General features: G+C 44.6%; 21 protein-coding genes. 8 read left to right on the top strand and 13 right to left on the bottom strand.

The features are described from left to right. Positions 1-491: 491 nt before the first annotated feature. Positions 492-1,724 carry an ammonium transporter gene (locus DN752_RS13440; protein ID WP_112784424.1) on the bottom strand — a complete coding sequence of 411 codons (1,233 nt, stop codon included), beginning with the start codon at positions 1,722-1,724 and terminating at the stop codon, positions 492-494. Positions 1,725-1,793: 69 nt separating this feature from the next. Then, the gene (locus DN752_RS13435) at positions 1,794-2,132 is read right to left on the bottom strand and encodes a P-II family nitrogen regulator (RefSeq protein ID WP_112784423.1); all 339 of its coding nucleotides are present in this window, start codon (positions 2,130-2,132) and stop codon (positions 1,794-1,796) included. A 304-nt stretch (positions 2,133-2,436) separates the two neighbouring features. Here DN752_RS13435 and DN752_RS13430 point away from each other — a divergent pair, with 304 nt between their 5' ends. Together DN752_RS13430 and DN752_RS13425 are read left to right on the top strand one after the other, a co-directional pair. Further along, complete coding sequence (locus DN752_RS13430) at positions 2,437-3,339, top strand: nucleotidyltransferase family protein (RefSeq protein ID WP_112784422.1); 903 nt, start codon at positions 2,437-2,439, stop codon at positions 3,337-3,339. A 95-nt stretch (positions 3,340-3,434) separates the two neighbouring features. Further along, on the top strand, positions 3,435-3,854 hold the full coding sequence (locus DN752_RS13425; RefSeq protein WP_112784421.1) for a DoxX family protein: 420 nt from the start codon (positions 3,435-3,437) through the stop codon (positions 3,852-3,854). Positions 3,855-4,296: 442 nt separating this feature from the next. Here DN752_RS13425 and DN752_RS13420 read toward each other — a convergent pair whose 3' ends face one another. The 3 genes from DN752_RS13420 to DN752_RS13410 form a co-directional block, all read right to left on the bottom strand. Next, entirely contained in the window at positions 4,297-5,652 is a 1,356-nt protein-coding gene (locus tag DN752_RS13420; RefSeq protein WP_112784420.1) for an FAD-dependent oxidoreductase, read from the bottom strand. Between the two features lie 42 nt (positions 5,653-5,694). After that, complete coding sequence (gene kynU, locus DN752_RS13415; protein ID WP_112784419.1) at positions 5,695-6,975, bottom strand: kynureninase; 1,281 nt, start codon at positions 6,973-6,975, stop codon at positions 5,695-5,697. 291 nt (positions 6,976-7,266) lie between these two features. Next, positions 7,267-7,779, bottom strand: coding sequence for a 3-hydroxyanthranilate 3,4-dioxygenase (locus DN752_RS13410; RefSeq protein ID WP_112784418.1), 513 nt, complete (start codon positions 7,777-7,779; stop codon positions 7,267-7,269). Between the two features lie 1,046 nt (positions 7,780-8,825). On the opposite strand from DN752_RS13410, the gene DN752_RS13405 reads away from it, so the two are divergent. Then, entirely contained in the window at positions 8,826-9,446 is a 621-nt protein-coding gene (locus tag DN752_RS13405; RefSeq protein ID WP_112784417.1) for a thiamine pyrophosphokinase, read from the top strand. A 230-nt stretch (positions 9,447-9,676) separates the two neighbouring features. On the opposite strand, the gene DN752_RS13400 is transcribed toward DN752_RS13405, so the two are convergent. Continuing rightward, entirely contained in the window at positions 9,677-10,327 is a 651-nt protein-coding gene (locus DN752_RS13400) for a Tll0287-like domain-containing protein (protein WP_112784416.1), read from the bottom strand. Between the two features lie 253 nt (positions 10,328-10,580). Here DN752_RS13400 and prfA point away from each other — a divergent pair, with 253 nt between their 5' ends. The 5 genes from prfA to prmC all read left to right on the top strand — a co-directional run bounded on the left by prfA (position 10,581) and on the right by prmC (position 17,406). Then, on the top strand, positions 10,581-11,657 hold the full coding sequence (prfA, locus tag DN752_RS13395; RefSeq protein ID WP_112784415.1) for a peptide chain release factor 1: 1,077 nt from the start codon (positions 10,581-10,583) through the stop codon (positions 11,655-11,657). Positions 11,658-11,770: 113 nt separating this feature from the next. Next, on the top strand, positions 11,771-12,298 hold the full coding sequence (locus DN752_RS13390) for a GNAT family N-acetyltransferase (protein WP_112784414.1): 528 nt from the start codon (positions 11,771-11,773) through the stop codon (positions 12,296-12,298). Positions 12,299-12,458: 160 nt separating this feature from the next. After that, positions 12,459-12,680, top strand: a complete 222-nt coding sequence (locus DN752_RS13385) for a hypothetical protein (RefSeq protein ID WP_162633215.1) — start codon at positions 12,459-12,461, stop codon at positions 12,678-12,680. A 105-nt stretch (positions 12,681-12,785) separates the two neighbouring features. Then, complete coding sequence (locus DN752_RS13380; RefSeq protein WP_112784412.1) at positions 12,786-16,520, top strand: DEAD/DEAH box helicase; 3,735 nt, start codon at positions 12,786-12,788, stop codon at positions 16,518-16,520. Positions 16,521-16,566: 46 nt separating this feature from the next. Then, on the top strand, positions 16,567-17,406 hold the full coding sequence (prmC, locus tag DN752_RS13375; protein ID WP_112784411.1) for a peptide chain release factor N(5)-glutamine methyltransferase: 840 nt from the start codon (positions 16,567-16,569) through the stop codon (positions 17,404-17,406). Between the two features lie 119 nt (positions 17,407-17,525). On the opposite strand, the gene DN752_RS13370 is transcribed toward prmC, so the two are convergent. The 7 genes from DN752_RS13370 to DN752_RS13340 all read right to left on the bottom strand — a co-directional run bounded on the left by DN752_RS13370 (position 17,526) and on the right by DN752_RS13340 (position 25,463). Further along, positions 17,526-18,149 carry a TetR/AcrR family transcriptional regulator gene (locus DN752_RS13370; protein ID WP_112784410.1) on the bottom strand — a complete coding sequence of 208 codons (624 nt, stop codon included), beginning with the start codon at positions 18,147-18,149 and terminating at the stop codon, positions 17,526-17,528. Positions 18,150-18,399: 250 nt separating this feature from the next. Continuing rightward, entirely contained in the window at positions 18,400-19,347 is a 948-nt protein-coding gene (locus DN752_RS13365; RefSeq protein WP_162633214.1) for a hypothetical protein, read from the bottom strand. Positions 19,348-19,442: 95 nt separating this feature from the next. Next, entirely contained in the window at positions 19,443-21,143 is a 1,701-nt protein-coding gene (locus tag DN752_RS13360) for a GMC oxidoreductase (RefSeq protein ID WP_112784408.1), read from the bottom strand. Between the two features lie 20 nt (positions 21,144-21,163). Next, positions 21,164-21,715, bottom strand: coding sequence for a gluconate 2-dehydrogenase subunit 3 family protein (locus DN752_RS13355; protein WP_112784407.1), 552 nt, complete (start codon positions 21,713-21,715; stop codon positions 21,164-21,166). Positions 21,716-21,965: 250 nt separating this feature from the next. Next, positions 21,966-23,090 carry a P1 family peptidase gene (locus tag DN752_RS13350; RefSeq protein ID WP_394337157.1) on the bottom strand — a complete coding sequence of 375 codons (1,125 nt, stop codon included), beginning with the start codon at positions 23,088-23,090 and terminating at the stop codon, positions 21,966-21,968. 50 nt (positions 23,091-23,140) lie between these two features. After that, on the bottom strand, positions 23,141-23,608 hold the full coding sequence (locus tag DN752_RS13345) for a pyrophosphohydrolase domain-containing protein (protein WP_112784406.1): 468 nt from the start codon (positions 23,606-23,608) through the stop codon (positions 23,141-23,143). A 1,081-nt stretch (positions 23,609-24,689) separates the two neighbouring features. Next, positions 24,690-25,463, bottom strand: a complete 774-nt coding sequence (locus DN752_RS13340; RefSeq protein ID WP_112784405.1) for a superoxide dismutase — start codon at positions 25,461-25,463, stop codon at positions 24,690-24,692. Positions 25,464-25,659 lie beyond the last annotated feature (196 nt).

The following is a 25,659-nucleotide window of genomic DNA, read 5'->3' as shown; positions in this document are numbered from 1 at the left end:
TATAAAAAGCTATCCTTATTCAGGATAGCTTTTTATTTTTTACTCCGTCATTGGAGGAGGATAATTTAGAAAGTAAAGGTGACTATCTACACCCTAAATTCTGCATAAACCGGGTTAAAAATCATCATTTTTTGATATTGCGTAGCTATGCGCATCTATGCGCAGGTAATTTTTTGAAATTCACAGAAGCAAGCCCTAGCTTTATAATCTCAGTTCATATTTTTTATATCGCTAGCGATTTCTATACTCTTTAACCCCATTAGACCACAGGCTATCATGGGGCAATGTGGTCAGCAAAGGGACAGGTGTGTGTGTTACCCTTATTTTTAAATATGGTTAAAGAGTAAGTGTTCTTAATATGCAAAAAGCCATCCGCTCCAGGCGGATGGCTTTTTTATTAATCACTACTTTTATCTGTAAAGTAAAGGGAAATCTCCTTTAAGGGATTGAGCACTTGACTGCTCCTCCTAATTAATCATCTGTTGGACCCGCTATTCTTTTGTCGCAAAATCAGGATAAGCCCTCATGCTATGCTCATTGATATCCAGTCCTTCCACTTCCTCTTGCTCATGCACCCGTATACCAACTGTCCTCTTCATCGAATAGAACACTACAAAGCTGAAAATCACACAGAAAGCCCCAACTGCACCGATTCCGATCAACTGGGACATTACCTGAGAGAACCCGGCAAGATCACCAAAGAGTCCTACTGCCAGTGTTCCCCAAATACCACCTACCAAGTGGACGGAAATCGCACCGACAGGATCATCGATTTTCACTTTATCAAAGAACACCACGGCAAATACTACCAATCCACCGCCGACAAAACCGATGATGGCAGACTCTCCTACACCCATCAGATCAGCTCCTGCAGTAATGCCCACCAACCCAGCCAAGATACCGTTCAGCACCATGGTGATATCGTAGGACTTGAATTTTATATAAGAGAACAGTAAAGCCCCAAAAGCACCTGCAGCTCCAGCTATGGAAGTGGTCACAAACACTTTGGACACCGTCCCTGGATCAGCGGTCAATACTGAACCACCGTTAAAGCCGAACCATCCAAACCAAAGCAGGAATACACCGATTACTGCCATCGGGATGTTGTGTCCAGGAATAGCTTTCATGCCTTTATCGGTATATTTACCGATCCTTGGGCCTAGCAAGTAGGCGCCTACCAATGCTCCCCATCCACCGACAGAGTGAACGATGGTAGAGCCTGCAAAATCATAGAATGGAGTATCCAAGCTGTCCAAAAAGCCTCCACCCCACTTCCACATACCTACGATGGGATAGCAGATCGCCACATAAAGCGTGGAGAAAATGATAAATGGCCCTAGTTTGATACGCTCCGCTACGGCACCAGAAACGATCGTGGCCGCAGTAGCTGCAAACATCGCTTGGAAGATAAAATCCGTAAAGAAGGTATATCCTTGATTATAATTAGACGTGTCCCAGCCTTCAGGCAAGCTCAAGCCAAGACCGCTCAAGCCGAAAAAGCCTCCCGTAAAGGCTTCACCTGGATACATTAGATTAAATCCCACAAAGGCATAAGTCAATAGCCCCATGGCTGGGATAATAGTGTTTTTAAAGAGAATGTTGACGGTATTTTTGGCCCTGGTAAGACCGGCTTCCAAAGAGGCGAAGCCCAAGTGCATGATAAATACCAGGATAGTGGCTACCATCATCCACACATTGTTGATGGTAAATAATTCTTGATTCATCTGAATGGGTAATTTATATGGATATTTCTAGTTTGTTAGGATAATATGGAATCGGTAAAGATCAATGCGCTACAGCGCATCTGCTCCTTTGTCATTGTTCCTCACTCTGTAGGCTTCCAACACATCGGTCACAAAAATCTTCCCGTCTCCTATCTGACCAGTTCGGCCTTCTTTGAGGATGCAGTTGACCACAGGGTCTACCAACTCTTCGGTAACCACGATTTCTAATTTGGTCCGAGGAATAAATGTGGGCTCATAAGCAACGCCTCTGTACTTTTCGATTTTTGCGTGTTCAAGTCCCATTCCTTTTACTTCATAAAAAGTGAGGAACTTCACTCCGAGCGCAGCAATACACTGCTGAATCACCTCGAATCGAGATGTTCTAATAATAGCTTCTACTTTTTTCATTATGATTAATTGACAAACTGATTGGTTGTGACAAAAACCGATTTTATCGGATTTGACTGCAAAACTAATAAACTAGACTACAACAAACACATCAAATTTATTATTTTTTGCATTTTTTACGTTTTTAGGATGCACAACAAACCAAAACACGGGTAAAAACCAATTATTATATCAATTGTAGCCTGATACAACCCATATTGTACACATTTTCAAATTTTAGCATGGTTTATGGGCTGTTAATAAAGATTGTCTTAATTTTAGGCACCAAAACAAACCGGAAATACCAAATTCAACATTCAATTTCATGAATAAACCTACACTTTTAATCTTGGCTGCAGGGATAGGCAGTCGATACGGCGGCAACAAACAAATAGATGGGTTTGGCCCCAATGGGGAGACAATCATCGAATATTCCATCTTTGATGCCATTAGGGCAGGATTTGGAAAGGTGGTCTTTATCGTGCGAAAGGAGATTCTCGAAACAGCCAAAGAGCTATTTTTACCCAAGCTTCAAGGAAAAATCGAGGTGGACTTTGTGGTCCAAACACTCGAGAGCCTAGTGCCTTCCGAATACCAAAACCCTGAAAGAAAAAAACCCTTCGGTACTGGCCATGCCGTACTTTGTGCCAAAGATGCTATCCAAGCTCCCTTTGCTGTCATTAATGCGGACGACTTTTATGGAAAAGAGGCTTTTCAAGCCCTCGGAAAATTCCTAAAGGACGAAGTAAAAGAAAACCTTCACTGCATGGTAGGCTATGCGCTAAAAAACGTTCTTTCTGAAAACGGCACTGTCAGTCGTGGGGTTTGTGAGACCAACGAGCATTTTCAGCTTATCGGCATGACCGAGCGAACAGCCATCGCCCAAGAAGGTGACCAGATCATCAGCCGAGAAGACGACGACCCTCTCGTCATCCCTCCAGACACCCCTGTCAGCATGAATTGCTGGGGATTTCACCCTTCTTTTTTTGAGGAAGCGGAAAGAATATGGAAGGCTTTTTTGCCAGAGAATAAAGACAATATCAAATCGGAATTTTACATCCCCTCAGTAGCGAACACCCTCATCGAAGAAAAAAAAGCCAATATCGCCATACTGGAAGGTGGAACCACTTGGTTCGGTGTCACGTATCCAGAAGATAAACCTGTCGTCGTGGCTGCTTTACAAAAGCTGCATAAAAAAGGGGAGTACCCTGAAAAGCTCTGGGAATAGCCCTGACATTATCTTGACTTTGATCTCCATCGTATCCAATAGATAGATCAAACCCACGTTTTATTACAATACGCTAAAAATCGAGCTATTACAACATGAAAAAGATACTATTCTCCAATAGTCCTATATCACGCGGCCTGGCTTTGCTATTACTGAGATTAGGAGCAGCTGCTCTAATGATGACTCACGGATGGGACAAAATCACCAAGTTCAGCGAATACCTTACAAAATTTGCAGACCCGATCGGGGTCGGTCCGGCAGTATCTTTACAATTGACCATTTTTGCGGAATTCTTCTGCGCCATTCTGTTGGCGCTGGGCTTTATGACTAGGTTGGCATTGGTCCCGTTGATGATCACCATGATCGTAGCAGTATTTATTGTCCATGGTGGGGACCCCATCGGTGACAAAGAAGTAGGGCTCCTCTACCTGACCACCTTCATCACCCTGTTTTTAACTGGCCCTGGCAACATCTCCATGGACGCGCAGATTCTCAAAAAAAACCGGTACCGGTAAGGGAAGTGATGAAATGAGACAAGAGGGCAAGCGGAAGGCCACCTGTTCGCCGTGGCCTAGCGGAGGGACTTCCTCCACTGGTGGACAGACGATAACGATTCCTAAACCGGATTAAAAACCTAGTGAAAATTATCTTCCCCAGAAGCTTTTAACCCGGTTTATGCATTAGGAATCGTAATGAGGTTTGAAACTGCAAGAAAATCAGGCTGTTTGGAGATTGAGGCATAGCACCGCTATGGTGAAATCGAAAACAGCAGCGAAGCGACTGATTTTGAAGTAGGTTCATACCGCAATAGATAGGCTAATGCATATTCCGGGTTTATTGATCCAAAAAAAATAGTGGCCATGGACTGCCTTCGACTACGACTCGGAGATCCATGACCACAATATGCCCCTCACAACAGGACTGAGGTGTTAATCCTTTCACTTCAGGCTGCTAACCTTATACCATTCTAGCGGTTTCTATCTGGGAAATAATGGCTGCATAGTCGACTTGCTGCCAGTTTTGCAATATCATGGGATCTTCCATCACCTTATCCATCACTTCATCCTGAAGTCTTCCTTGCGCATAGGCATCTTCGTACTTCATATCTGAGAAAGTAACCATGGTATAAAGCGGAATCCACTCAGTAGGGTAAAGCTCATGAAGCCGTGCTTCTATTTTTTTACGAATGATGAACCGTGGATTGGCCACACTGTCCCGCATTTCAGTAAAGTTGTTTCTGGCCATTTCACTTATGGCATCAGTGTCAGATTTTCTTACTTTTTGGAATTTCTCAAACACCAATTCCCAAGAAGTAGTCCCGTATTTTTCTATCAATCCATCCAAGATAAAGCAATCCTCAAAACCACAATTCATCCCTTGACCGAAGAATGGAACCATGGCGTGACAGGCATCACCGATCAGCATGGACTTATTCGCCAACCATGGATAACACTCCACATTGATCAGTGAAGAGGTGGGATTATCAAAATACTCCTTGGCCAAATCCGGCATCAAGGAAAAGGCATCATCAAAATAAGTCCTGAACACACTCTCCAAATCGGCTTCATCATTGATTTTGTCAAAGCACACCTTCTCTCCTTCAAAAGGCAAAAAGAGAGTACAGGTAAATGAATGGTCCGGGTTGGGCAAGGCAATCAGCATGAATTCTCCCCGGGGCCAAATATGCAAGGCATTGGGATCCATTACAAATTCCCCCTCCTTGGTCGCTGGAATCGTCAGCTCCTTATAGCCATGCGAAATGTATTCTTGCTTATAGTTCAGTCTTGTCTGGCGCTGCATGGCATCCCTCAAAGAGGAGTAAGCTCCATCAGCCCCAATGACCACATCGGTCTCCCGGTCTTCTTTGGTGCCATCCGGCAATACCACTTTTAAGGTGGTATCCGCAATACTGATCTCCTCGCATATATGGCTGAAGCACATTTTTGTACCGTGTTTTTCTGCTTCATCCACCAACACATGGTTAAATTTCCCTCTGGAGATGGAATAGATTGCCTGGTTTTCTTTGCCATAAGACAAAAAAGTGGTGGCTCCATGCTCATCATGGATCCTCCTACCGTACATGGGAATCACATAGGGCTCTACCAATTCTCTTAGGCCGATTTTGTCCAAGGCTTTCCATCCGCGGTCACTCAAGGCCATATTGATCGATCGGCCCGCAGGGGCATATTGTTGTTCCCTGAGATCGGGACGCTTTTCATAGATGGAAACATTCAGGCCTTTCTTAGAAAGGTAAATCCCAAGCAATGAACCAATCAGTCCTGCACCAATAATGCTGACATCATTATTCTTCATCGGTTGTGTTTTTATTAATAGGTTTGAAATAGGTCTGTTTTATTAAGTAAATTTAGCAAGGGATTGTTCCAAAATTTTGGCAAATCTGAATACATCCTCAAAGCTATTGTAAAGCGGGGTAGGTGCTATCCGGATCACATTGGGATTTCGCCAATCACCCACTATCCCATTTCGATAAAACTCATCGAAGACGGTTTTCCCTCCTTTATGGATCAAGAGGGACAATTGGCAGCCTCTCTCCACTTCAGCACTCGGGGTAATGATCTCCAGCACCCCGCTGCCACCACTAATCTCACGGATCAGGTATTCCAAAAAACCTGTAAGCTGCACACTCTTTTGGCGCAAGGCCTCCATTCCTGCCTCTTTGAAAATGTCCAACGACGCTTGGTGTGTCGCCATTCCCAGCACATTGCCATTGGACGTCTGCCAGCCATCGGCGCCATACATGGGAACAAAGCCCTTTTCCATTTTGAAGCGTACTTTCTCATCATGGCCCCACCAGCCAGCAAAACGGTTCAGTTTCGGATTGTCGCCATGCCGCTCATGCACAAAAATCCCAGCCACATTTCCTGGGCCTGAGTTCAGGTACTTGTAACTGCACCATGCCGCAAAATCCACTACCCAATCGTGTAATCGTAAGGGTGCATTCCCCACAGCATGGGCAAGATCAAAGCCCACCAAGGCTCCGGCTTCGTGTCCGGCCTTCGTTATTGCCTTCATATCAAACACCTGACCAGTATAATACTGCAAGCCTGCCATCATCACGCAAGCGAGTTCATCCTTATGCGTGGATATGGCTTGAAGAATATCCTCCGTCCTGATGGTATGCTCTCCTTGCCTAGGTGCTACTTCGACAATTGCCTCACTAGGATCAAGTCCATGGTGTTTCACCTGGGTCTCCAGGGCATACATATCTGAAGGGAAAGCCCCCGCTTCTGTCAAGATTTTATTTCGCTTACCATCTGGCTGATAAAAGGACACCATAAGTGCATGAAGGTTACTGGTCAAACTGCCCATAGCGACCACTTCGTGCTTTTTGGCACCTACTATTTCTGCTAAGGCCGCTTTGGATCTTTCGTGGACAGAAAACCATGGCTCTTCTCCGTCAAAGTGGCCATCCACCGCCTTGGTCGCCCAGCTATCCAAATCTCGTTCGAGGTATTCTTTGACTGCTTTTGGCTGAAGCCCCAGGGAATTACCACAAAAGTAAATGGCTTCCTCACCATTTACCTTGGGAAAGTAAAATCTACTTTTGAATTTCCTTAGGGGATCTTCCCGATCCCTTTCCTGAGCATAGGCCAAGCTATAACGGTGTGCAGTCATATTATTCTGAGTTTGGGTTATTGGTCATTAGGCTTCTTACCTACAATTCACGGCCCACATTGGTTGTAAAAAACCCGAAATGGATGACTCCGATAGTCAAGAGGAACAGGCTTTAACCCGGATTATGCGTTAGGAATCGTAGTGAGAGCTGAAAGTGCAAGAAAATCAGTTAGTTTGGAGGCATTAGCGTAGCACCGCTACGGTTATGCCGAAAACTAAAGTGAAACGGCTGATTTTGAAGCAGTTTAAGGTCGCAACAGATAGGCTAATGCATATTCCGGGTTTAAGTGCTTATTTTTCCATTTTGGTACCACAAGATTTACAGGTAAAATGATCAGGATTGCTCCAGAAATGCTCCATGATAGGAGGCAGTTGGCTGACAATGTCTGTCACCACGGCATATTCCTCATAGAGCTTGTTTCCACAGTTTTCACAATACCAAATAAACCCATCTTTCTCCCCTTCTTGACGATACTGCTCCATCACAAGCCCGACCGTATTGGCGGGTCGCCGGGGGCTGTGGTGCACCTTCGGCGGCAAAAGGAAAATTTCTCCTTCTTTAATTTCAATATCCTTGGGCTTGCCCTCGTCGATCACTTTCAGCACAATATCTCCTTCCAGCTGATAAAAGAATTCCTCACCTTCATTATAGTGAAAATCCTTTCGGGAATTAGGGCCGCCCACCACCATCACGATAAAGTCATCATTCCCTTTATACACTTGCTGGTTGCCGACTGGCGGCTTGAGCAAGTGTCGGTTATCGTCAATCCATTGTTTGAAGTTAAACGGTTTAGTCAATGCCATTTGATTAGTGGTTTTGGTAAAATGGGAAGGTGTTCCGCTGCTCCCCAATCCTGCCTTCCGCTGAGTATTGCGGATGGCTTTTGCCCCATAAAAGTAAAAAAAAACTAGCAGTAATTATGATTCACCAAAGGGTTATTCAAAAGGAATGAACTAGCCCATTGATAAAAATCCCACCAAGGCCATTGGAAGCAGTTCAACCCGGTTTATCAATGTCGTTTAGTTAAGAAGATTTTCCAATACGGATCGTCCATTGAGGGAATTATGGTTTTAATCCATGGCCTTTTTAAACATGTATAAAATGGGTCCGCCTTGCAGGTATTGGGCGTTAAGAAATTAAAAAGCGGGTAGGCAAGAAGGCAGGCTTGTTTGACGAAATGCTGCCCAAAAAGAATGTTGGCAGCTAAAGAAGGTTTACATGGCTTTAGATAGGCCTGCTTGGCTTTAGACAGGAGGAGTTTGCCTGCATGAGGGCACGTTTTAATTTTAGGCCAATAGATGCACAACGGCGGGGTTTTTTGGTTACTTATTTGACCTGAAGCAAAAAAGTAACAAAGGTAAAGGGGTGAAAAACACCTAGGAATTTAGCTAGAAAAATAACTGCCCAAGGAAAAAATATAGAACCCGTATTTTCCAGATACACACTAACTAAACGACATTGTCAGGTTTATGCATTAGGAATCGGAATAGCTTGTCCAGATGGCTATCGGGAAGAGCTTAAAGTGCAAGAAAATCAGTTAGTTTGGAGGTGTGAGCGTAGCACCGCTACGGTTACCCTGTCTAGCTGCCAGATAGAACCGATTAAAGATAAGCGACTGATTTTAAAGCAATTTCAGGTCGCAATAGATAGGCTAATCCATATTCCGGGTTCAACTTCCATCTTCAAAGAAATTATCGTTACTTTGAAAGTAAAATCAAATAGGTGCTCACAGAAAACATAGAGACCTCAGAAAGACCTTATTTCATTCTGGGTGTTCTGTGCGTTCCGTGAGAAATAAAACCTACTGGCAATAAAGCGTATAATCGAATTATTTTAATACAACCTGTCCATGTCGTCGCATCATTTTGTCAAAGAACAGCAGGAGCCTGCCATGCTCATCATGGGCACTGAACAGCTTTCGTACGAGCAGATTGCCCCATTACTGGAATGGGTGCCTACCGTGCTAGTGGCCGAGCCGGTGGTAGATACCGTGCTCTCTTGGGGTATTAAGATCGATGTGATCCTCGCCACAAGTGAATATCAAAAAAAGCACTTCCAACTACTGGAAGAACAGTATCCGTTGCGTTTTTTGACATGTCAGCAGGGAAAATTCCTGGAGGAAGGACTCCAATACCTCATCGCCACCAAACACCCTGCTGTCAATATTATTGATTACGACCATCGACAGCTTTTTCAGTTAGAAGAAAAATTGGATTTGGTGAATATCGTGGTCTTTGACGGGCCTATTCGTTATTTCCCGGTGATGGGCAAGTCCTTTAAAAAATGGTTCCCACAAAGTTCCGTCCAATTACATGCCCCAGATCACACCCTCATCGAAATGAAAACCGCCGCAGAAAGCCAATTTATCAATATCAAACATGCCACCTTCGTAGAAGTCGAGGAAGGCACCATCACCTTCCAATCCATGCAGCCCTTCTGGATAGGAGAGATGGTCGGAGTGGAAAATTAGTATTCGGTGTTCAGTAAATTGTCCTTCTACATTCACCTCCCCTCTTCTAAAAAGTAGAAGAAATTGTTCCTTATCAGTGCTGGGGCAGAGACCCAGCACAACTCAAGAAATCGCCCCCTATCCCCAAAAGGGCGCATTTCAATCTATATTGGTCGGCAATTGTCTCAAGACTCAAGACTCAAATCTCACTACTCACATCCCACTACTTTTTCCCCAATCTTGCTACGCTATTACAGTTGCTTCACCACTTCCTTTTTAGGAATGGCAATGCTCCACATTCCCCTGAGGTCCCCAACTTCGTGACCTTTGGCTTTGTCTTGGGGATATAGCTTTTCGATCTTGGCCAACGTAGCCTCATCAATATCCTTGTTTGGATCACCATGACAATTCAAACACATTTTTCCTGGAATGGTAATAGCTTTTGTGTAAAGAAGGATTTCGCCATTTTCGATTTCCTGTACATTCGGCTTATTCTGAATATCGTTTTCTTCATTGTACTCATAAGCCTGTAGCAACATTTCTTCCTTTTCATTGGGCCGATCGGAAGAATTTCTGAAATCATGCGATACCCGCCTTATGACGACCTTGTGTTTCCTGCTCACTTCATCCAGCGAAGGCAGCGCTTCCACATTGCAAAACGCTACTGCTCCAGCCACTCCTTTTTCATTGATCGCCGTGGTCAATTTACCCATCAACTCTTGCTGGGCTTCCTCAGTGATCTCATTGCCCCACTCGATGGCCTTGTTAATGATATCCACCTCATTGACCTTTTTGACCTCCATGGACTCGTTGACAGCGTCGAATACTTCCCGATCCACCTTCTTGCGTGAGCCACAAGAGACCAACAATCCCGCTAATACTATAAATAAAATCCGTATCATCTTCTTCTTTTTCGTTACTCCAAAGGTAGCCCATAAACTGCACCAAAGCCAGTTTTACCCCAATTCTTCCCCTACAAATCAACACGGTAGGCTTTCCTCAATAGTTATGACACAGGTCCGAAAGCCCTCCTACTAATTAGCCAAATGTGTTTCATTGGTTTGGATAAATGCGTCTTTCTTGAATGAAGCCGCCACGTTTATCGCCGTATCACTTATTTTCTTAATTTTGTCCTTGCAAAGATAAAAAAACTATATGCTTGATAAATTAGAGCACATCAAAGACAGATTTGAGGAAGTGGGACAGCTGATCATTCAGCCGGACGCCATGTCCGATATGGGCAAATACACCAAGCTCACCAAAGAATATAAAGACCTGGAAAAAATCGTCAACGTTTTTGACGAATACAAACTGGTACTGGACAATATAAAGAGTTCTAAAGCGATCCTTGAAACAGAAAAAGACCCTGATTTCAGGGATATGGCAAAGGTAGAGCTGGACGAGTTGAAAGAAAAAGAGGCCGAATACGAAAAGGAGCTGAAACAAATGCTCATCCCCAAAGACCCTAATGATTCCAAGGATTGTATCCTAGAAATCCGCAGTGGCACGGGAGGTGATGAGGCGGCCATTTTTGCCGGTGATATCTTCCGCATGTACGAACGCTACGCCGAAAAGCAAAACTGGAACCTGACCGTACTGGACCTTACATTTGGCTCTGCTGGTGGGTATAAGGAAATCATCAGCACCGTTTCAGGAGCCGATGTATTCGGCATGCTCAAGTACGAATCAGGGGTTCACCGTGTCCAACGAGTCCCTACCACAGAAACACAAGGAAGAGTACACACCTCCGCTGCCACCGTCGCCGTACTTCCCGAAATGGAAGATGTCGATGTGCAGATCGACATGAACGATGTCCGCAAGGACACTTACTGTTCGTCAGGGCCTGGTGGGCAGTCCGTAAACACGACCTACTCTGCCGTAAGGCTTACACACGAACCCTCAGGCATCGTAGTGACCTGCCAGGACCAAAAGTCACAGATCAAAAACTTCGAAAAAGCCCTCAAGGTACTCCGGTCCAGGATCTATGAAATCGAACTGGCCAAACACAACGAAGAAGTGGGCGCCCAGCGTAAGTCCATGGTGGGAAGTGGCGATCGGTCTGACAAAATAAGGACCTATAACTACCCTCAAAGCCGTGTGACAGACCACCGCATCAACAAAACCGTCTATAACCTCTCCGATGTCATGGACGGCAACTTGGAAGACTTTACCAGTGCCCTACGGTTTGCAGAAAACGCAGAAAGGCTCAAAAACAGCGGCATGGAAGACTAACTTCCATGCTTTTTTCTTGACGTTATTTTTTTTCTGTAGGAGCTGATTTTAGGTATAGAATATGCAGTGGGTGCACAATCATTTAGTTCATCAAAAAAAATCAACCGCTGTATATGAAAATCGAAGGAGAAAATGGTATCACGCTAAATACCTGGGGCGGACAGCATTTCCACAAACTGTACCCATTGGCCAACAATCCTGCCATTACCAAAAACCTTAAAGACAGTTTTCCCCAACCCTACACCCTTCACGACGCCCGCTTCTGGATCGAGCACAATATTAAATTCAATCCTCCACAAAATTTTGCAATAGAAAAAGACGGTACACTTGTCGGAGCCATCGGGATCCACAAAGGAGAGAATGAACTCCGCACCAATATGGAACTGGGCTTTTGGCTTGGCGAACAGTTTTGGGGACAAGGAATAGCTACAGAAGCCGTCAAACTTTTCGTCCCCTACCTCTTCAAAAACTTTGAAGTCCTTCGGGTCTTCGCTACGGTCTATGACTTCAATGTGCCTTGCATGCGGGTACTTCAGAAGGCGGGGTTTGAAGAAGAAGCCATCCTCAAAGGTGGGTTTATCAAGAATGGTACCGTGGGAGATATATTTCAGTTTGTAAAGCTTAGAGAAGACTATTTATAAGGTAATAATTATATAAACATTAAACTTCTCATAGGGGTTGGCCTAGTTTTTGGCCTCCGGTTTGACATGAAACGACTAATTATAAATTGCTGTTTTGCTGTCTCCTTTTTGTTGGGAACAGTAGCACTAACCACTTCTTGTGTGGTCCACCATGGACATCATGGACATCACTATAAAAAAGGCTATAAAAAAATGCCTCCAGGACAAGTCAAAAAACACTACGGGGTACATCCCAAAAACCAGAAAAAAGGCAGATGGTAGACAAGCAAGCTTGTCTACCGCCCCTATCAGTCAGGTAATCGCATGTGAGTTACTGAAATTCTATACCCATATCGAGCTAAACAAGCGTCCCGAAGAAAGCGCATTCATGATGATGTACTGAAAATCAGGAAACGTTCCCAATAATTGATTTGTCGCTTCTTTTCATGTTGATTATTTCAGCTTAATTTGCAGCTGCTAACAAGCTAATTTCTTTACAACTAATCACATGAAATTAACAACTGAGGAAATCAACTGTTTAAGAATAGAACTGGACTATTATTCCCCTCCTATTCTCCAAAGGGGAAAACAGCTTTTTCAAAATGGCGCTTGCGAATTGAATAATGCGAACGCTTATAATCGAGCATTCAATTTTCTGGTTGAAGGGAATACCGAGCCTTTTTATGACGTGTCGGTCATCCTTGATGGAGCAGAAGCGCAATTGGATTTTTGGGAAGGAGAATTGGCATCTTGCGATTGTATCTACTTCGAGGAAAATTCAGAATGTAAGCATACTGCAGCAGCTATGCTATATCTTTTGGATCATAAGAATCGTACTATCCGCATTCCCAAAAAGACAAAAGAAAAAGTCTTTAACCCCATGAACCCTATGGAGGTTGGTCTGGATAAAAATGACCCCAGTGTATTGCTGAAAAACCTGGAATTTATTGGCGACTATAGTGGGTGGGAGTGCAAATTGGAAAATATAGAGATCACCCCCAATCATTTCGTTTACCATTTGTCCGATTATTCCCACCTCTACGAGCTCTCCGTTGATATTAAGAAGGATAAGATCGTATTGTCATGTAATTATCAAAGGGATATATTGATCAAAAATGCCTTTTTATGGTTTTATGAACGGATACAGCAATACCCCACTGAACTAAACTATGCGATTCCGGCTGGCAGATCCAAGATGATGAAGGCCTTTTTGGCAGACCATGGACTGGAAGGAATAACCGGGAAATTTGAAGATTACTTTGAAATCGAGCTATCAGGAGAGACCCTCTATGCCTACCCAAAGGGGCCATTAGAAGGCATGTTCAAGACCGATCTGTTCATTGAGTCCATAGACAAGGAGTTGTTTTCGACACTTCACAGCTGGGGGGCGGGTGAACAGTTGCTGGATATCAGCCCAAAAGATACTGTAGAATACAATTCTGGAATTGTCTTGATAACAAATTATTATTCAAAAAAATTAGCCACTATTAATCTCATCAAAGGAAAAGGAACCAAACGCGCCCCCAATGATTTAAATACCAAACTGGATTGGATACTTGATCCGGAGGATGAGTCCTTACCTGCTACTGAAGAGATCAAAGAGCTTTTTCCTCGATTGACAAGCTTCAACAAGCTATTGACTGAAAGAAACCAGGGCACTTCCCTCTTCACGCTGCATGAAAAATTCCTCTCCATTTTGACCATTGGCGAGTCTTTGCCCTTATACCAGTTAACGCCAACAGGCAATTATTACAATTACAAACCCAGGCCGAAAGACCTGCAAAAGATCACTCCATTGGCGGCAAGCTTCGAATTTGAGCTTTCCCGTGAAGAACACACCTACCTTTTACGGCCATTTATTTTAATAGAAAACGAGCGGTTCTATGTCAATGAACTGGATGAGCGATGTATCATCTATGATTTGTTTGTTCTTATTGGCCAGGAAAAAATGGCTTATTTTTCCACTCCAAAAGAACACAAGGCTTTATTGTACTTCCTGTCTAATTCACTCATCCGCTTTACCGAAAAAGAAAAGCCAGAAATGGAACAAGGCCTTATCCAACGGCTGGCAAAAGACTTCAAGATCAACTATCAAGATGGGTTAATGGAAATGGATGAAACCACTGAACATCTACAACGGCACCTGTATATTTCTGAAATGGGGAATTTTGTCCTTTTTAGGCCCGCCATTCAGTACAAGGAAGGAGTGCTCTCCTATCCTTTGGAAAAAGGCACGCTCATCGATCCGGAAAATAACAAGGTCTATTTACAGGATGCAGAACAAGAAGACCAACTGGTACAGCACATCCGTGAGATGCATCCGGCATTTACGCATAAGGGTTCACAAGGTTTCTTTTACTTGAGTTTTGACCAGTTTATGAACAACTACTGGTTCCTCGAAGCATTCGAAAAACTAAGGGAATCCGGCATCAGGGTATTTGGAATGGATCAGCTCAAGGGCTTTAAGTTTTCGCCTCATACCGCCCAAGTGGACTTTGACCTAGGTACTAAGCCGGATTGGTTTGAAGCCAATGTGGAAGTGGCTTTTGGGAATAACAAAGTAAAGCTCAAGGACCTCAAAAAAGCGGTGGAATCGGGCCAAAACTATATTGAGCTGGGAGACGGCACCATCGGTATCCTTCCCGAAAAGTGGATGGGAAAATTCGCCAAGCTCTTCCGCTCTTCCTTACAGGACAAAGAAACCCTAAGAGTGGCCAAAACCCACTTTTCATTAGTGGATGAACTGGCAGACCCTAAACAGCACAAAGCCGTACTAAAAGAAATTGCAGAAAAAAAAGAAAGGCTGTCATCTTTTAAGCAAATTGAAAACAGCACCCCTTCCAAGAAGCTAAAGGCCCAACTCAGGCATTACCAGCAAGAAGGGCTCAACTGGCTGAATTTCTTAAAAGATTACGGTTGGGGAGGCATCTTGGCAGATGACATGGGATTAGGCAAAACCCTCCAGCTCATCGCCCTGATCTGCCAACTCAAAGAAGATAAAAAATCCGCGACAGTCTTGGTGGTGGCTCCCACGACCCTACTGTTCAACTGGAAAAACGAGCTGGACAAATTCGCACCGCACTTGGATTACTTCATCCACCATGGCCAGCGGTACGACGACCCTGCGGAGTTTAAGAAGCACGATGTGATCCTCACCAGTTACGGTGTAGTGATCAATGACATTGAACTACTGAAAAACATCAACTTTCAGCTGATCGTGGCAGATGAGTCACAAGCCATTAAAAATGTCTCATCCAGAAGACACCGCTCGCTGATCCAGCTTACGTCGCCACTAAAAGTGGCCCTTTCCGGCACGCCCATAGAAAACAGCATCACGGAACTATTTGCCCAGATGAACTTCGTAAATCCCGGGTTCTTCACCACCTTTGCTGCCTTCAAGCGGGACTATGCCAACCCACTTAAAAAAGCTGACCAAGACAGTCTGGCTACAGAACTACGCAAAAAAGTGGCTCCATTTATCCTCAGGCGTACCAAAGAAGAAGTCCTCACGGAATTACCCGAAAAAACAGAGGAGTACCTCTACTGCGAAATGGGATCTGTCCAACGCAAGCTCTACGACGCCTACAGGAATGAATACCGCGACTTCCTAAAGGGAAAACTGGAAGATGACGCTGATGAAAACACCAACTTTTATGTATTGGAAGGGCTGACCAGGCTTCGCCAAATCTGCGATGCCACCGCATTGGTGAAGAACGGAGAGCCCATTCAGGAATCAGCCAAAATCAACCTGCTACTGGAGCATATCTTGGAAAAAACCGGCAAACATAAAATATTGATTTTCAGCCAATTTGTAAAAATGCTGGAACTGATTACAGAGAGGTTGAAGGAGGAAAATGTCACTTTCACCTATTTGGATGGCAAGACTAGCCTGAAGGAACGGGAAAGTAGAGTAAAAGCCTTTCAGGAAAACCAAGAAAACAGGGTATTCCTGATCAGCCTAAAAGCTGGTGGAACGGGACTAAACCTCACTGCGGCAGATTATGTCTACATCGTCGACCCCTGGTGGAATCCCGCCACCGAAAACCAGGCCATCGACAGGTGCTACCGCATGGGACAAAAGAACAATGTTTTTGCTTACCGGATGGTCTGTAAAAACAGCGTAGAAGAAAAAATCCTCCAACTCCAAGAAGCCAAAATGAAACTGTCCAAGGACATCATCGGTGAAGGCGGCAGCATATTGAGCACGCTGACCAAAGAGTCCTTGTTGGACTTATTTTCCTAATGTCAAACCAATTTACGAAACCAGGTAATTTCTTCACCCATCCAATATGAACAGTTCAAGGAACCTCTACCAAAGTATTGTAGACCGACTAAAAAATAGCTACCCAGAAACGGAAACACAATCGTTGGCGTTTTGGATGTTGGAGCATTTCCTTCAGGTCAGCAGAGGGGATATTATCCGTGATAAGGAGCTCCAAGAAATCCCACAGGCACTTCATGCTGCCCTAGAAGAACTTCAAGCCGGCAAGCCCATCCAGTATATCCTCGGAGAAGCACCGTTTTATGGCAGGGATTTTAAGGTGAATCCCTCCGTGCTCATCCCCCGAAATGAAACCGAGGAACTGGTACACCTGATCATCAAGGAAAATCCATACAGCGGCCTTCGTATCTTGGACATCGGCACGGGTAGCGGCTGCATTCCCATTACGCTTTATCTAGAAATGGCCGACCCATTGGTCACTGCCATCGATATTAGTGAACATGCTCTGCAAACAGCAAAAGAAAATGCCAGCATCCACGATGCAAAAGTGTCTTTTATACAAACCGACATCCTAAGCGGAACGCTGCCGATCAGTGACCTTGATATTCTGGTCAGCAATCCGCCCTATGTCCGTGAACTGGAAAAAGCCCAAATGCATAAAAATGTTCTGGAGTACGAACCTTCACTTGCCTTGTTTGTTTCAAATGCCGATCCACTGATTTTTTACCGCACCATCACCAGCAAGGGCCTGGATGCCTTAAAACCCGACGGGAAGCTGTATTTTGAAATCAATGAGGCACTAGCTTCTGAAATGGAAGAATTGGTAAGTGAGCTAGGCTATCAAAATATAAAAGTCCACCAAGACCTCCAGGGTAAAGACAGAATCCTTTCTGCCCAGAAAAAATAAAAGGGCCGCCACCGTATATGACCACCCTTTATGGCAAAGCAAACCTTATACACTGCCACCACTCATCTTCACGTACCGCCCACATGTCCGCCAAATGACACATTAATCATAAGCCGGGTTCAATCTTTTTCTAAAAATAAACGAAAACAATTTCTAATGTGCTCTTGGGTACGCTTCTTCAAGCATTCCTGACCTATATCTTCCCCTGTTTCCTCCTTCACCATGAGCTTTAAGAAATCTTCATTAAAGACCGTATGTTTCGTTGTTCCTGGGAGTAAGGAGTAGAGCATAATAAGGTCCACATTTTCCTTAAACACCCCTAACTCTTGGCCTTTAATGACAAAATCCCGGATCATTTTATAGTGTTCGAGCCGACGCTGGTTCACAAATTCACGAAGATATAGGTTATCTTGTAAGCTATTTTCTCTAAGAATGATCCGATGAAGAGATTGGTTGAGTACAAACTTTGCCACATACTCATCTATCAACCAATCCAACTTTTGCCACATATTAGTAGCATTGTCCTTTAGTATACTGTCAATTTTACTTTTCAAGTAATCCCCTTTATAAAGCAGGATGCTGCTCAGCAATTTTTCTTTGCTGTCAAAATAATAGGAAATCATGGCCACATTCACATTAGCCTTTTTAGCAATTTCCCTTACAGAGGTACCTGAGAAGCCTTTCTTGGCAAAAAGGCTCTCTGCCACCCCCATAATTTTCACCTTTTTTTCATTGAATTCCATGGCGCAAATGTCTATTGATATATAGACTTAAACAAACGTTTAATTAAAAAGGTTAAACAATTGTTTAATATTTAAGTAATTTTAACAAATAATAGGTAAAAACTAAAAGTATTACTTAGCTAAAAATTAACTAATTACGACTGCATCAGCAAAGTTAAAAATCTGGAACGCCCAACCTAGGGCAAATGCACAATTTTAGGAATTTTGGCAATCTTATCCTTAGAAAAGTAAAGGTTTGGTTACTAAAAAATCATTCTGCAATTACATGTTTGACCAAAAATACATAATCCTGATAATCCCCATTGGCCGCTTCTTCAAAACAGACCAGGTATTGCTCTGGAAGGACTTCCCCATTATTATCCTTCACCGTGTACACTCTGCAAGCATGAACGGCATGATCTGGATGAAGCGATTGATTCCAGTGATCCTCTGAATAAGCTACATGGCTCGGGCTGGTGGTATAAAAGCCAAAAGACAACTTACCCGGATCAAATGAGCTTTGTCCTTCTTGGAGGGATGGGTATAGGGTTTGGTGTTCAGGATAGCTGGTACTATTTGCCAGTACTCCTACCTGTTCCAAATCAGGGACATCATTGCCCGTTTCATAATACCCAAAAGGAAGAGCAAACGGCGGACTGTAGCGTGCTACCGGTACCATCTCTACCATCTCCGCACCTGCTGCTTTTCTAAAATGCGTTACGGGCAATTCATCACCTTGCAGCTCAGCCCTAGTATGATTGGCGAGCCGAGTCCATCCTAGGTCGATCTTCCAGCCCATTGCCTCGACTACCAAGGCCAAGGAAGGTTCATTTTCTCCCTCCAAGGCTTTTGTGCTCAAGCCACGAACCGGCCTACTCGCCAGTAATTCATCGCCCAGCTTTATTTCCATAACCGCTTCGGCAAGACCAATAAATTCCATGCTGGGTGTAAACTGCACCGAGACGATCAATTTATCATCTATGGTTTTGAGTTTATTTGTCGAAAAAAGGTCTGCTTGATCGCCTAAATAGGTCACTTCTACCTTATCCAAAGCATGCTCACCAAGCCGGAAAACCACTGTATCCACCTTACTTTGCTCTCCTCTAATCGAAGAAAGCACGATGGCTGGATCATCATTTACTTGCGCCATACAGATTCCAAATACACTCAGGAATATGGTCATTGTAACCGATAGGACTTTTGCAGATGAACGGGTCATTGGGTATAAGGCGTTATACATTAAAATAAAAAGCCACAGATAAAACGCATGGCGTATACCCATCCATCTTATCCATGGCCATAAAGAAAATTTATTTACAAATTCTGCTTCTTCAGTTCTTTTACTGCATGGTCACAGGCCCTTGCTGTAAAAGCCATATAGGTCAATGACGGGTTTTGGCAAGCTGAGGATGCCATAAAAGAACCATCCGTGACAAATACATTGGGCACTTCGTGCATCTGATTATAGCCATTGAGCACAGAAGTCTTGGGATCGCGCCCCATTCTGATTGTGCCCATCTCATGTATACAATGTCCCGGAGGTGGAGCACTGTCGTAGGAGCTGATGTTTTTGGCTCCGGCTGCCTCTAGGATGTCTATAGCACTCTGGCGCATATCTTTACGCATGGCCAGCTCGTTTTCCTTGAATTCGCAATCTACATCCAAAGTAGGGAGCCCATAAGCATCCAGCTTGTCGTGATTAAGGCTCACCTTATTTTCGTAATAGGGCAAATGCTCACCCCAAGAGCCAATCCCAAAGCGCCAATTTTCATTTGGTTGGGTTTTGGAAAGCTTAAAGTCAGCGCCAACACCGGCAGGACCGCCCTGACCACGACCACGGCTAGCTCCCCCCTGATAACCAAAGCCTCGCACATAATCTTCCCGCTTGGTCGCTTCACTGATATTTCTAAAGCGTGGCACATAGATGCCATTTGGCCTGCGGCCATAATAATATTTATCACCAAAGCCTTCAATGGATCCTGAAGCACCCACGCCAAAGTGATGGTCCATCAGGTTATGTCCCACTTGTTCACTACCATTTCCCAAGCCATTAGGGAATGCATCTGAAACTGAATTCAGCAATATATAAGCGGATCCCAAAGTAGATGCATTCAAGAATACAATCTTGGCATAATACTCCGTGTATTCTTTGGTTTCGGAGTCCATGATACGCACCCCCTTTGCTTTGCCACTTTCCTTGTCGTACAGGACTTCCGTCACGATAGAATAAGGACGCAAAGTCATATTTCCTGTCTGCATGGCGGCGGGAAGTGTAGCAGAGTTACTGCTAAAATACCCACCAAAAGGACAGCCCCTAGCACAGAGGTTTCGATATTGACATGGTCCTCGACCATGGATGGCCTCCGTAGCATGTGCGGCCCTGCCAATGGTGATGATCCGGTCATCAAACTTTTCCTTTACCCGTGCGGCTACGTGTTTCTCCACACAGTTCATTTCCATGGCTGGCAAAAAGTGACTGTCCGGCAACTGGGGCAATCCTTCGGCCTGTCCGGAAATCCCCGCAAACTTCTCCACATACGTGTACCAAGGCGCCAGGTCCTTGTAGCGTACCGGCCAGTCCACTCCATGGCCATCCTTGGCATTGGCTTCAAAGTCGATATCACTCAATCTATAGCACTGTCTTCCCCACATCAGGGAGCGACCACCTACATGATAGCCTCTGAGCCAGTTAAATGGTTTGACCTCGTTATATGGATTTTCGAGGTCATCAACCCAAAATTGCTGTGTATCTTCTCCAAAGGCATAACAGCGGCTTTGGATAGGGTGCTTCTCTTTACTATCGTTGGTGGCCCAGCCCCTATGGTCGAGTTCCCAAGGGTTCAGGTTGGTCGTGGGATAATCTTTGATATGGTCTACCTTGCGGCCTCTTTCGAGCACCAAGGTTTTGAGGCCTTTTTCGCACAACTCCTTGGCAGCCCATCCGCCACTGATTCCTGATCCTACGACTATTGCATCATAGGTATTTTCTTTATCTGCTTTGATATTAAGATTCATGGTAATTGGTTATTTTTTTGTTATGCCCAGGCTTTGTCGCCAGGCTTCAAATCGACACAGCCATCATAGCGTCCAGGCACCAGTTCATACCGAAGGGCCTGTGTGGCACCAGCCTCCGAACTGAAATAGCCAAATAGTGTCAATTCCTTGATGATTTTATATCCTCTGGACAAGTCTTCTTCCAGCTCACTGCCCTTTCCGTACACCTGTCCGTCCAGTTCACTTACAGCAGCGGTCTGCTTGTCCAGTGATGCTGAAGAAAAATCCTTTTTATCTTCAAAATAACCAAGAGCTGCTGAGACCTTTTCCCGGTCTTCTTGTGAATAACAGTCTTCGAGCATCTTTACCATAAAAGCGCCAATCCCCACGGCTTTGGCTCCAGGGGAATCGGGTGTTTCGGGGATGATGATATCCCCAATCTCTGCCATCATCTTAGTATCTTCATCGCTAAAAACACCTGCAACAGCATCTTTTGAGCGGGTACAGCCCTGCTGAAACACAGCTAAGGTCGATACCGAAAGTGCACTGCCAAACAGCAAGCCCACGCTCTTCATTGCTTCGCGTCTATTCATATTTTCTATAGGGTATTACTTGATTTGAACGCATTAAATTATTGAATCCATCAATGATAAAAAATTATTTTCCATTAAAAGGACGTATAAAAGTTTTTTTTGGTAGTACATCCATTGGAGTGGTGAACACTGATTGTTCGCTTCTGGATAAATCTAGGCCGGTGGTATGCCTTTTTTTTGGACTCTGCAGGGCTTATAATGCTGGCTCAACCTCTCTTAACTGGGGACGGATCACTTACTACCGCCCCCTTCACTTCTTCATCTCCAATACCTTCTCGATGGGAAGTGCATTGACCTCATGGCCTTGGGAGCCTTTCATATTTTCAGCAGCAAAAAGGGAATTGATAATTGCTTCTTCTGTCGCTTCGATCGTGGCCAAGAAAAGCCCGCTCATATAATCGTTATTGACCACTTCCATTGACAGTCTTTCTTCACCATTGGAATCATAAGGGACCCTCAAGCCTTCGGCAGTAGAAAAAGCGACCACATAATCCCCCGATCCATTGGAGGCAATTCCTCCCGTCTTTGCCAAACCCATAATGGCCCTTTTGGCTATTCGCTTAAGGTTTCGCGCATGGACAGGTGCATCTGTGGCGACGACGATCATGCAGGAACCATCGGCAGATTCCAGCTGATTCTTAAAGGCATACTGGCCAAGTTCCTTACCTACCGGAAGCCCATCGATCTGGAGGACACCTCCAAAGTTAGTTTGCACCAGTACGCCCACGGTGTAGCCTCCCATCTCCGCAGGTAGCTTTCTGGAAGCCGTACCGATCCCACCTTTGAAACCAAAGCAGATGGTCCCTGTTCCGGCACCGACATTTCCTTCTTCCACGTTGCCTGATTGGGCTGATTGGATGGCTGCGACCACATCGGAAGGTCTTACGTGGCGTCCACGGATATCATTGAGATAGCCGTCGTTGGTCTCTCCCACCACGGCATTGACGGATCGGACATGGGCATTTTCAGGATGGGCCAATGTATAGTCGATCACGCCTTCGATCCCCGCTGCCACACTGAGGGTATTGGTCAGTACGATTGGTGTTTCGATATTACCCAATTCTTCCACCTGGGTCGTCCCCGCCAACTTGCCAAAGCCATTGCCCACATACACGGCTCCGGGGACTTTCTCTTGAAAAATATTTCCGCCATGGGGCAAAACAGCCGTCACGCCGGTACGCACACTGTCGCCCTTCACCAGTGTCTGGTGCCCTACCATCACTCCATCCACGTCAGTAATGGCATTCCATTCCCCCGGCGACATCACGCCAAATGTAAAACCATAATCCCTGGCCCGCTCTTGGCCATGGCTGCTAAAGGTGATCAACAAAGCACAAGCCAAGGCATAGAAGGATTTGGAAATACAGGTCATCATCAAATGGTGTTAGTGGTTGGTGAAAATCTTTTTTTTGTTGTGCTCATTATCTATTTTGACAGGATTCCCTTGAGGTCTGCTGGAGAATAGTTGACGGACTTCAGGGTCTTGCGATCTTCCTTCCTGAATACCAAATAAAGGTCTCCTTCCTGCTCGTAGAAACATTCGACACCTTGGCCTTGGTAATGGGAAACGGTGGCTTCAGCTTCCCCGACAGACTTGCAGGCTTTGCTCATATTGGAGCGCTGCACTTCGTCAAACAGCTCCTTGAACTTATCCGCCAGGCCAAACTCCAGCACAGCACCTGCCAGTACATACTGTATGTCACACAAGGCGTCCGCTACCTCCACAAGGTCCTCATTTTTGATGGCATCTTCCAACTCCTTTAATTCCTCCGCAATCAGGGAAACCCTGAGCTTGGATCGCTTTTCATTTGGAATGGTAGGTTTGTCTAATATGGGATGCTTAAAGGTTTCGTGAAATGCCGCTACGGCACTGAGTGTCTTGGGATCTTTCATAAAGTAATTTTTGGAATAATTAAGAAAGCAAAAAAAGTGAAATATCCACCGTTTACAAAATGAATCCCAGGGCAAACGCATATTATATTTTGTGTAGGGCAGCTATCATCCGTGCCGCTGGCACTTTACCCCAGTTTCTACATTAAACCCGGATTATGCGTTAGGAATCGTAGTGAGAGCTGAAAGTGCAAGAAAATCAGTTAGTTTGGAGGCATTAGCGTAGCGGTGCTACGCTAATGCCTCCAAACTAAAGTGAAACGGCTGATTTTGAAGCAGTTTAAGGTCGCAACACCTGTGCGCCGTGGCGTAGATAGGCTAATGCATATTCCGGGTTAAAGAATAGCAGCACAGGCAAATACTGAAAGAGCAAGGACATCAGTTGGTTTAGAGGGTGAATAAACCACCGCATCTATTTGCCCAAGTGGGGAGAATGGTATAGATAAGTTTATGTGTATCCGTAACGCAACACTCCGTCTCATAGAAACGAAGTATTCGCTGTGAGTCCATTATTCGGCCTTTGGAGCATTCGGTTTTGGGGCAGTTGATGGGGGCGTTAAGAAAATGAGTTAGCTCGGGCAGTGGACAAGCGAGATCCACTCATTTTTAGCCCATAGCAACTGGCACAAAATCAAATTAAGGCAAACGAAATCGTACTCGTAAACCCAACCACTTAATGTGAAGGATGCTCCATGGCCTAGATTTTTTGCCTACTTTTTCATCAATGGGAAAAGTAGGAAAGTCTGATCAAAGCATAAACAGTAGTGAATTTGATTACATGTAATGCAGCGGATGCATATAAATAATTTATGGGTTTTGTAGTCAGCAACTAAGTATGCTGTCAAATCAGCCTTTTTGCGGAGGATCATATAAAACAGTAGGCGTAGATGTCACCCGCACCCTAAATTGTAGCACATATGAAGCTAAATCCCACAGGAACGACAGACATATATTCCAACTGGGATACTTTTTTAAATGCCATCGCCCTGAAATGAATCCTTATGTTCCGGTTTTATTGAAAACAAAAAGCCGAATGGGAGACTCTCCCATCCGGCCGTATATTATGAATAAACTAAAGGTCAGCTTAAACGACAGCACTGTACCGATCCTGTACGGCAGACCAGTTTACGACATTCCACCAATTTGATACATATTTGCCACGCTCGTTTTGGTAGTGTAGGTAATAAGCATGCTCCCACACATCTATTCCCATCAATGGAATCCCTTGAAGTTCTGACACATCCATCAGCGGATTATCTTGATTGGGTGTTGAGCCTACTTTCAGTTTTTTATTGGCATCGACTACTAGCCATGCCCAGCCTGATCCAAAACGACCTTTGGCGGCACCTTCAAATTTCTCCACAAAGGCATCAAAACTACCGAATGCTTCATCGATCGCTGCCGCAAGGTCACCTGTCGGCTTTCCGCCACCTTCTGGTGACATGATGCTCCAGAAGAGTTCGTGGTTATAGTGCCCTCCGCCATTATTTCGCATGGCAGTGCTGTAATTCGACACTTTCATAAGCGTCTCTTCCAGTGGCTTGGTCATGTCCACTCCTTCCGCTTCACAGGCTGCCTTTAGCTTTCGGGCATAGCCAGCAGCATGTTTGGTATAGTGGATTTCCATGGTAGTGGCATCTATATTAGGCTCCAGTGCGGCATAATCATACGCCAACCCCGCTTGGGAGAAGCCAGTGCTCAACTGAACGGCCTCTTCGGTTTCCTCTTCCTTGGACGCTCCACAGGCCGTCAAGAAAGCCGATCCAATGGCGCTACTTCCGATTCCTACTGCCAATGTGGCTTTGGTACTGTGTGTTATAAAAGTCCTTCTGGAAGGATTAAATGAAACTTTTTTCATTACTGATAAAATTTTGTTCCGAAATTATTTTGTAATTCAGTACTTTTCTGTGTATTTGTTTTTTATTGCTATTTCAGCAAGTTAACTATTTACTTGATAAAATAAAACCAATAATCAGACCATTTGTCTGAATTAATGACAAGTTGGTTATGTTTGTAGGACAAACGGAAAATGGATTGGTTTTTGAGCCAATGAC

Origin of the sequence: Echinicola strongylocentroti, assembly GCF_003260975.1 — a bacterium.
In the GTDB taxonomy this organism is placed as follows: domain Bacteria; phylum Bacteroidota; class Bacteroidia; order Cytophagales; family Cyclobacteriaceae; genus Echinicola; species Echinicola strongylocentroti.
Note: the sequence above shows the minus strand (reverse complement) of the source record. Positions and strands in the feature narration are given on the sequence as shown.

Excerpts from the sequence above, each read along its gene's own strand:
- prfA (WP_112784415.1), top strand. The coding sequence starts at position 10,581 with ATGCTTGATAAATTAGAGCACATCAAAGACAGATTTGAGGAAGTGGGA.
- DN752_RS13435 (WP_112784423.1), bottom strand. The coding sequence starts at position 2,132 with ATGAAAAAAGTAGAAGCTATTATTAGAACATCTCGATTCGAGGTGATT.
- DN752_RS13390 (WP_112784414.1), top strand. The coding sequence starts at position 11,771 with ATGAAAATCGAAGGAGAAAATGGTATCACGCTAAATACCTGGGGCGGA.
- DN752_RS13370 (WP_112784410.1), bottom strand. The coding sequence starts at position 18,149 with ATGGAATTCAATGAAAAAAAGGTGAAAATTATGGGGGTGGCAGAGAGC.
- DN752_RS13345 (WP_112784406.1), bottom strand. The coding sequence starts at position 23,608 with ATGAAAGATCCCAAGACACTCAGTGCCGTAGCGGCATTTCACGAAACC.
- DN752_RS13350 (WP_394337157.1), bottom strand. The coding sequence starts at position 23,090 with ATGATGACCTGTATTTCCAAATCCTTCTATGCCTTGGCTTGTGCTTTG.
- DN752_RS13340 (WP_112784405.1), bottom strand. The coding sequence starts at position 25,463 with ATGAAAAAAGTTTCATTTAATCCTTCCAGAAGGACTTTTATAACACAC.
- DN752_RS13440 (WP_112784424.1), bottom strand. The coding sequence starts at position 1,724 with ATGAATCAAGAATTATTTACCATCAACAATGTGTGGATGATGGTAGCC.
- DN752_RS13410 (WP_112784418.1), bottom strand. The coding sequence starts at position 7,779 with ATGGCATTGACTAAACCGTTTAACTTCAAACAATGGATTGACGATAAC.
- DN752_RS13365 (WP_162633214.1), bottom strand. The coding sequence starts at position 19,347 with ATGACCCGTTCATCTGCAAAAGTCCTATCGGTTACAATGACCATATTC.
- DN752_RS13430 (WP_112784422.1), top strand. The coding sequence starts at position 2,437 with ATGAATAAACCTACACTTTTAATCTTGGCTGCAGGGATAGGCAGTCGA.
- kynU (WP_112784419.1), bottom strand. The coding sequence starts at position 6,975 with ATGACTGCACACCGTTATAGCTTGGCCTATGCTCAGGAAAGGGATCGG.
- DN752_RS13420 (WP_112784420.1), bottom strand. The coding sequence starts at position 5,652 with ATGAAGAATAATGATGTCAGCATTATTGGTGCAGGACTGATTGGTTCA.
- prmC (WP_112784411.1), top strand. The coding sequence starts at position 16,567 with ATGAACAGTTCAAGGAACCTCTACCAAAGTATTGTAGACCGACTAAAA.
- DN752_RS13380 (WP_112784412.1), top strand. The coding sequence starts at position 12,786 with ATGAAATTAACAACTGAGGAAATCAACTGTTTAAGAATAGAACTGGAC.
- DN752_RS13355 (WP_112784407.1), bottom strand. The coding sequence starts at position 21,715 with ATGAATAGACGCGAAGCAATGAAGAGCGTGGGCTTGCTGTTTGGCAGT.
- DN752_RS13405 (WP_112784417.1), top strand. The coding sequence starts at position 8,826 with ATGTCGTCGCATCATTTTGTCAAAGAACAGCAGGAGCCTGCCATGCTC.
- DN752_RS13400 (WP_112784416.1), bottom strand. The coding sequence starts at position 10,327 with ATGATACGGATTTTATTTATAGTATTAGCGGGATTGTTGGTCTCTTGT.
- DN752_RS13385 (WP_162633215.1), top strand. The coding sequence starts at position 12,459 with ATGGACATCACTATAAAAAAGGCTATAAAAAAATGCCTCCAGGACAAG.
- DN752_RS13360 (WP_112784408.1), bottom strand. The coding sequence starts at position 21,143 with ATGAATCTTAATATCAAAGCAGATAAAGAAAATACCTATGATGCAATA.
- DN752_RS13425 (WP_112784421.1), top strand. The coding sequence starts at position 3,435 with ATGAAAAAGATACTATTCTCCAATAGTCCTATATCACGCGGCCTGGCT.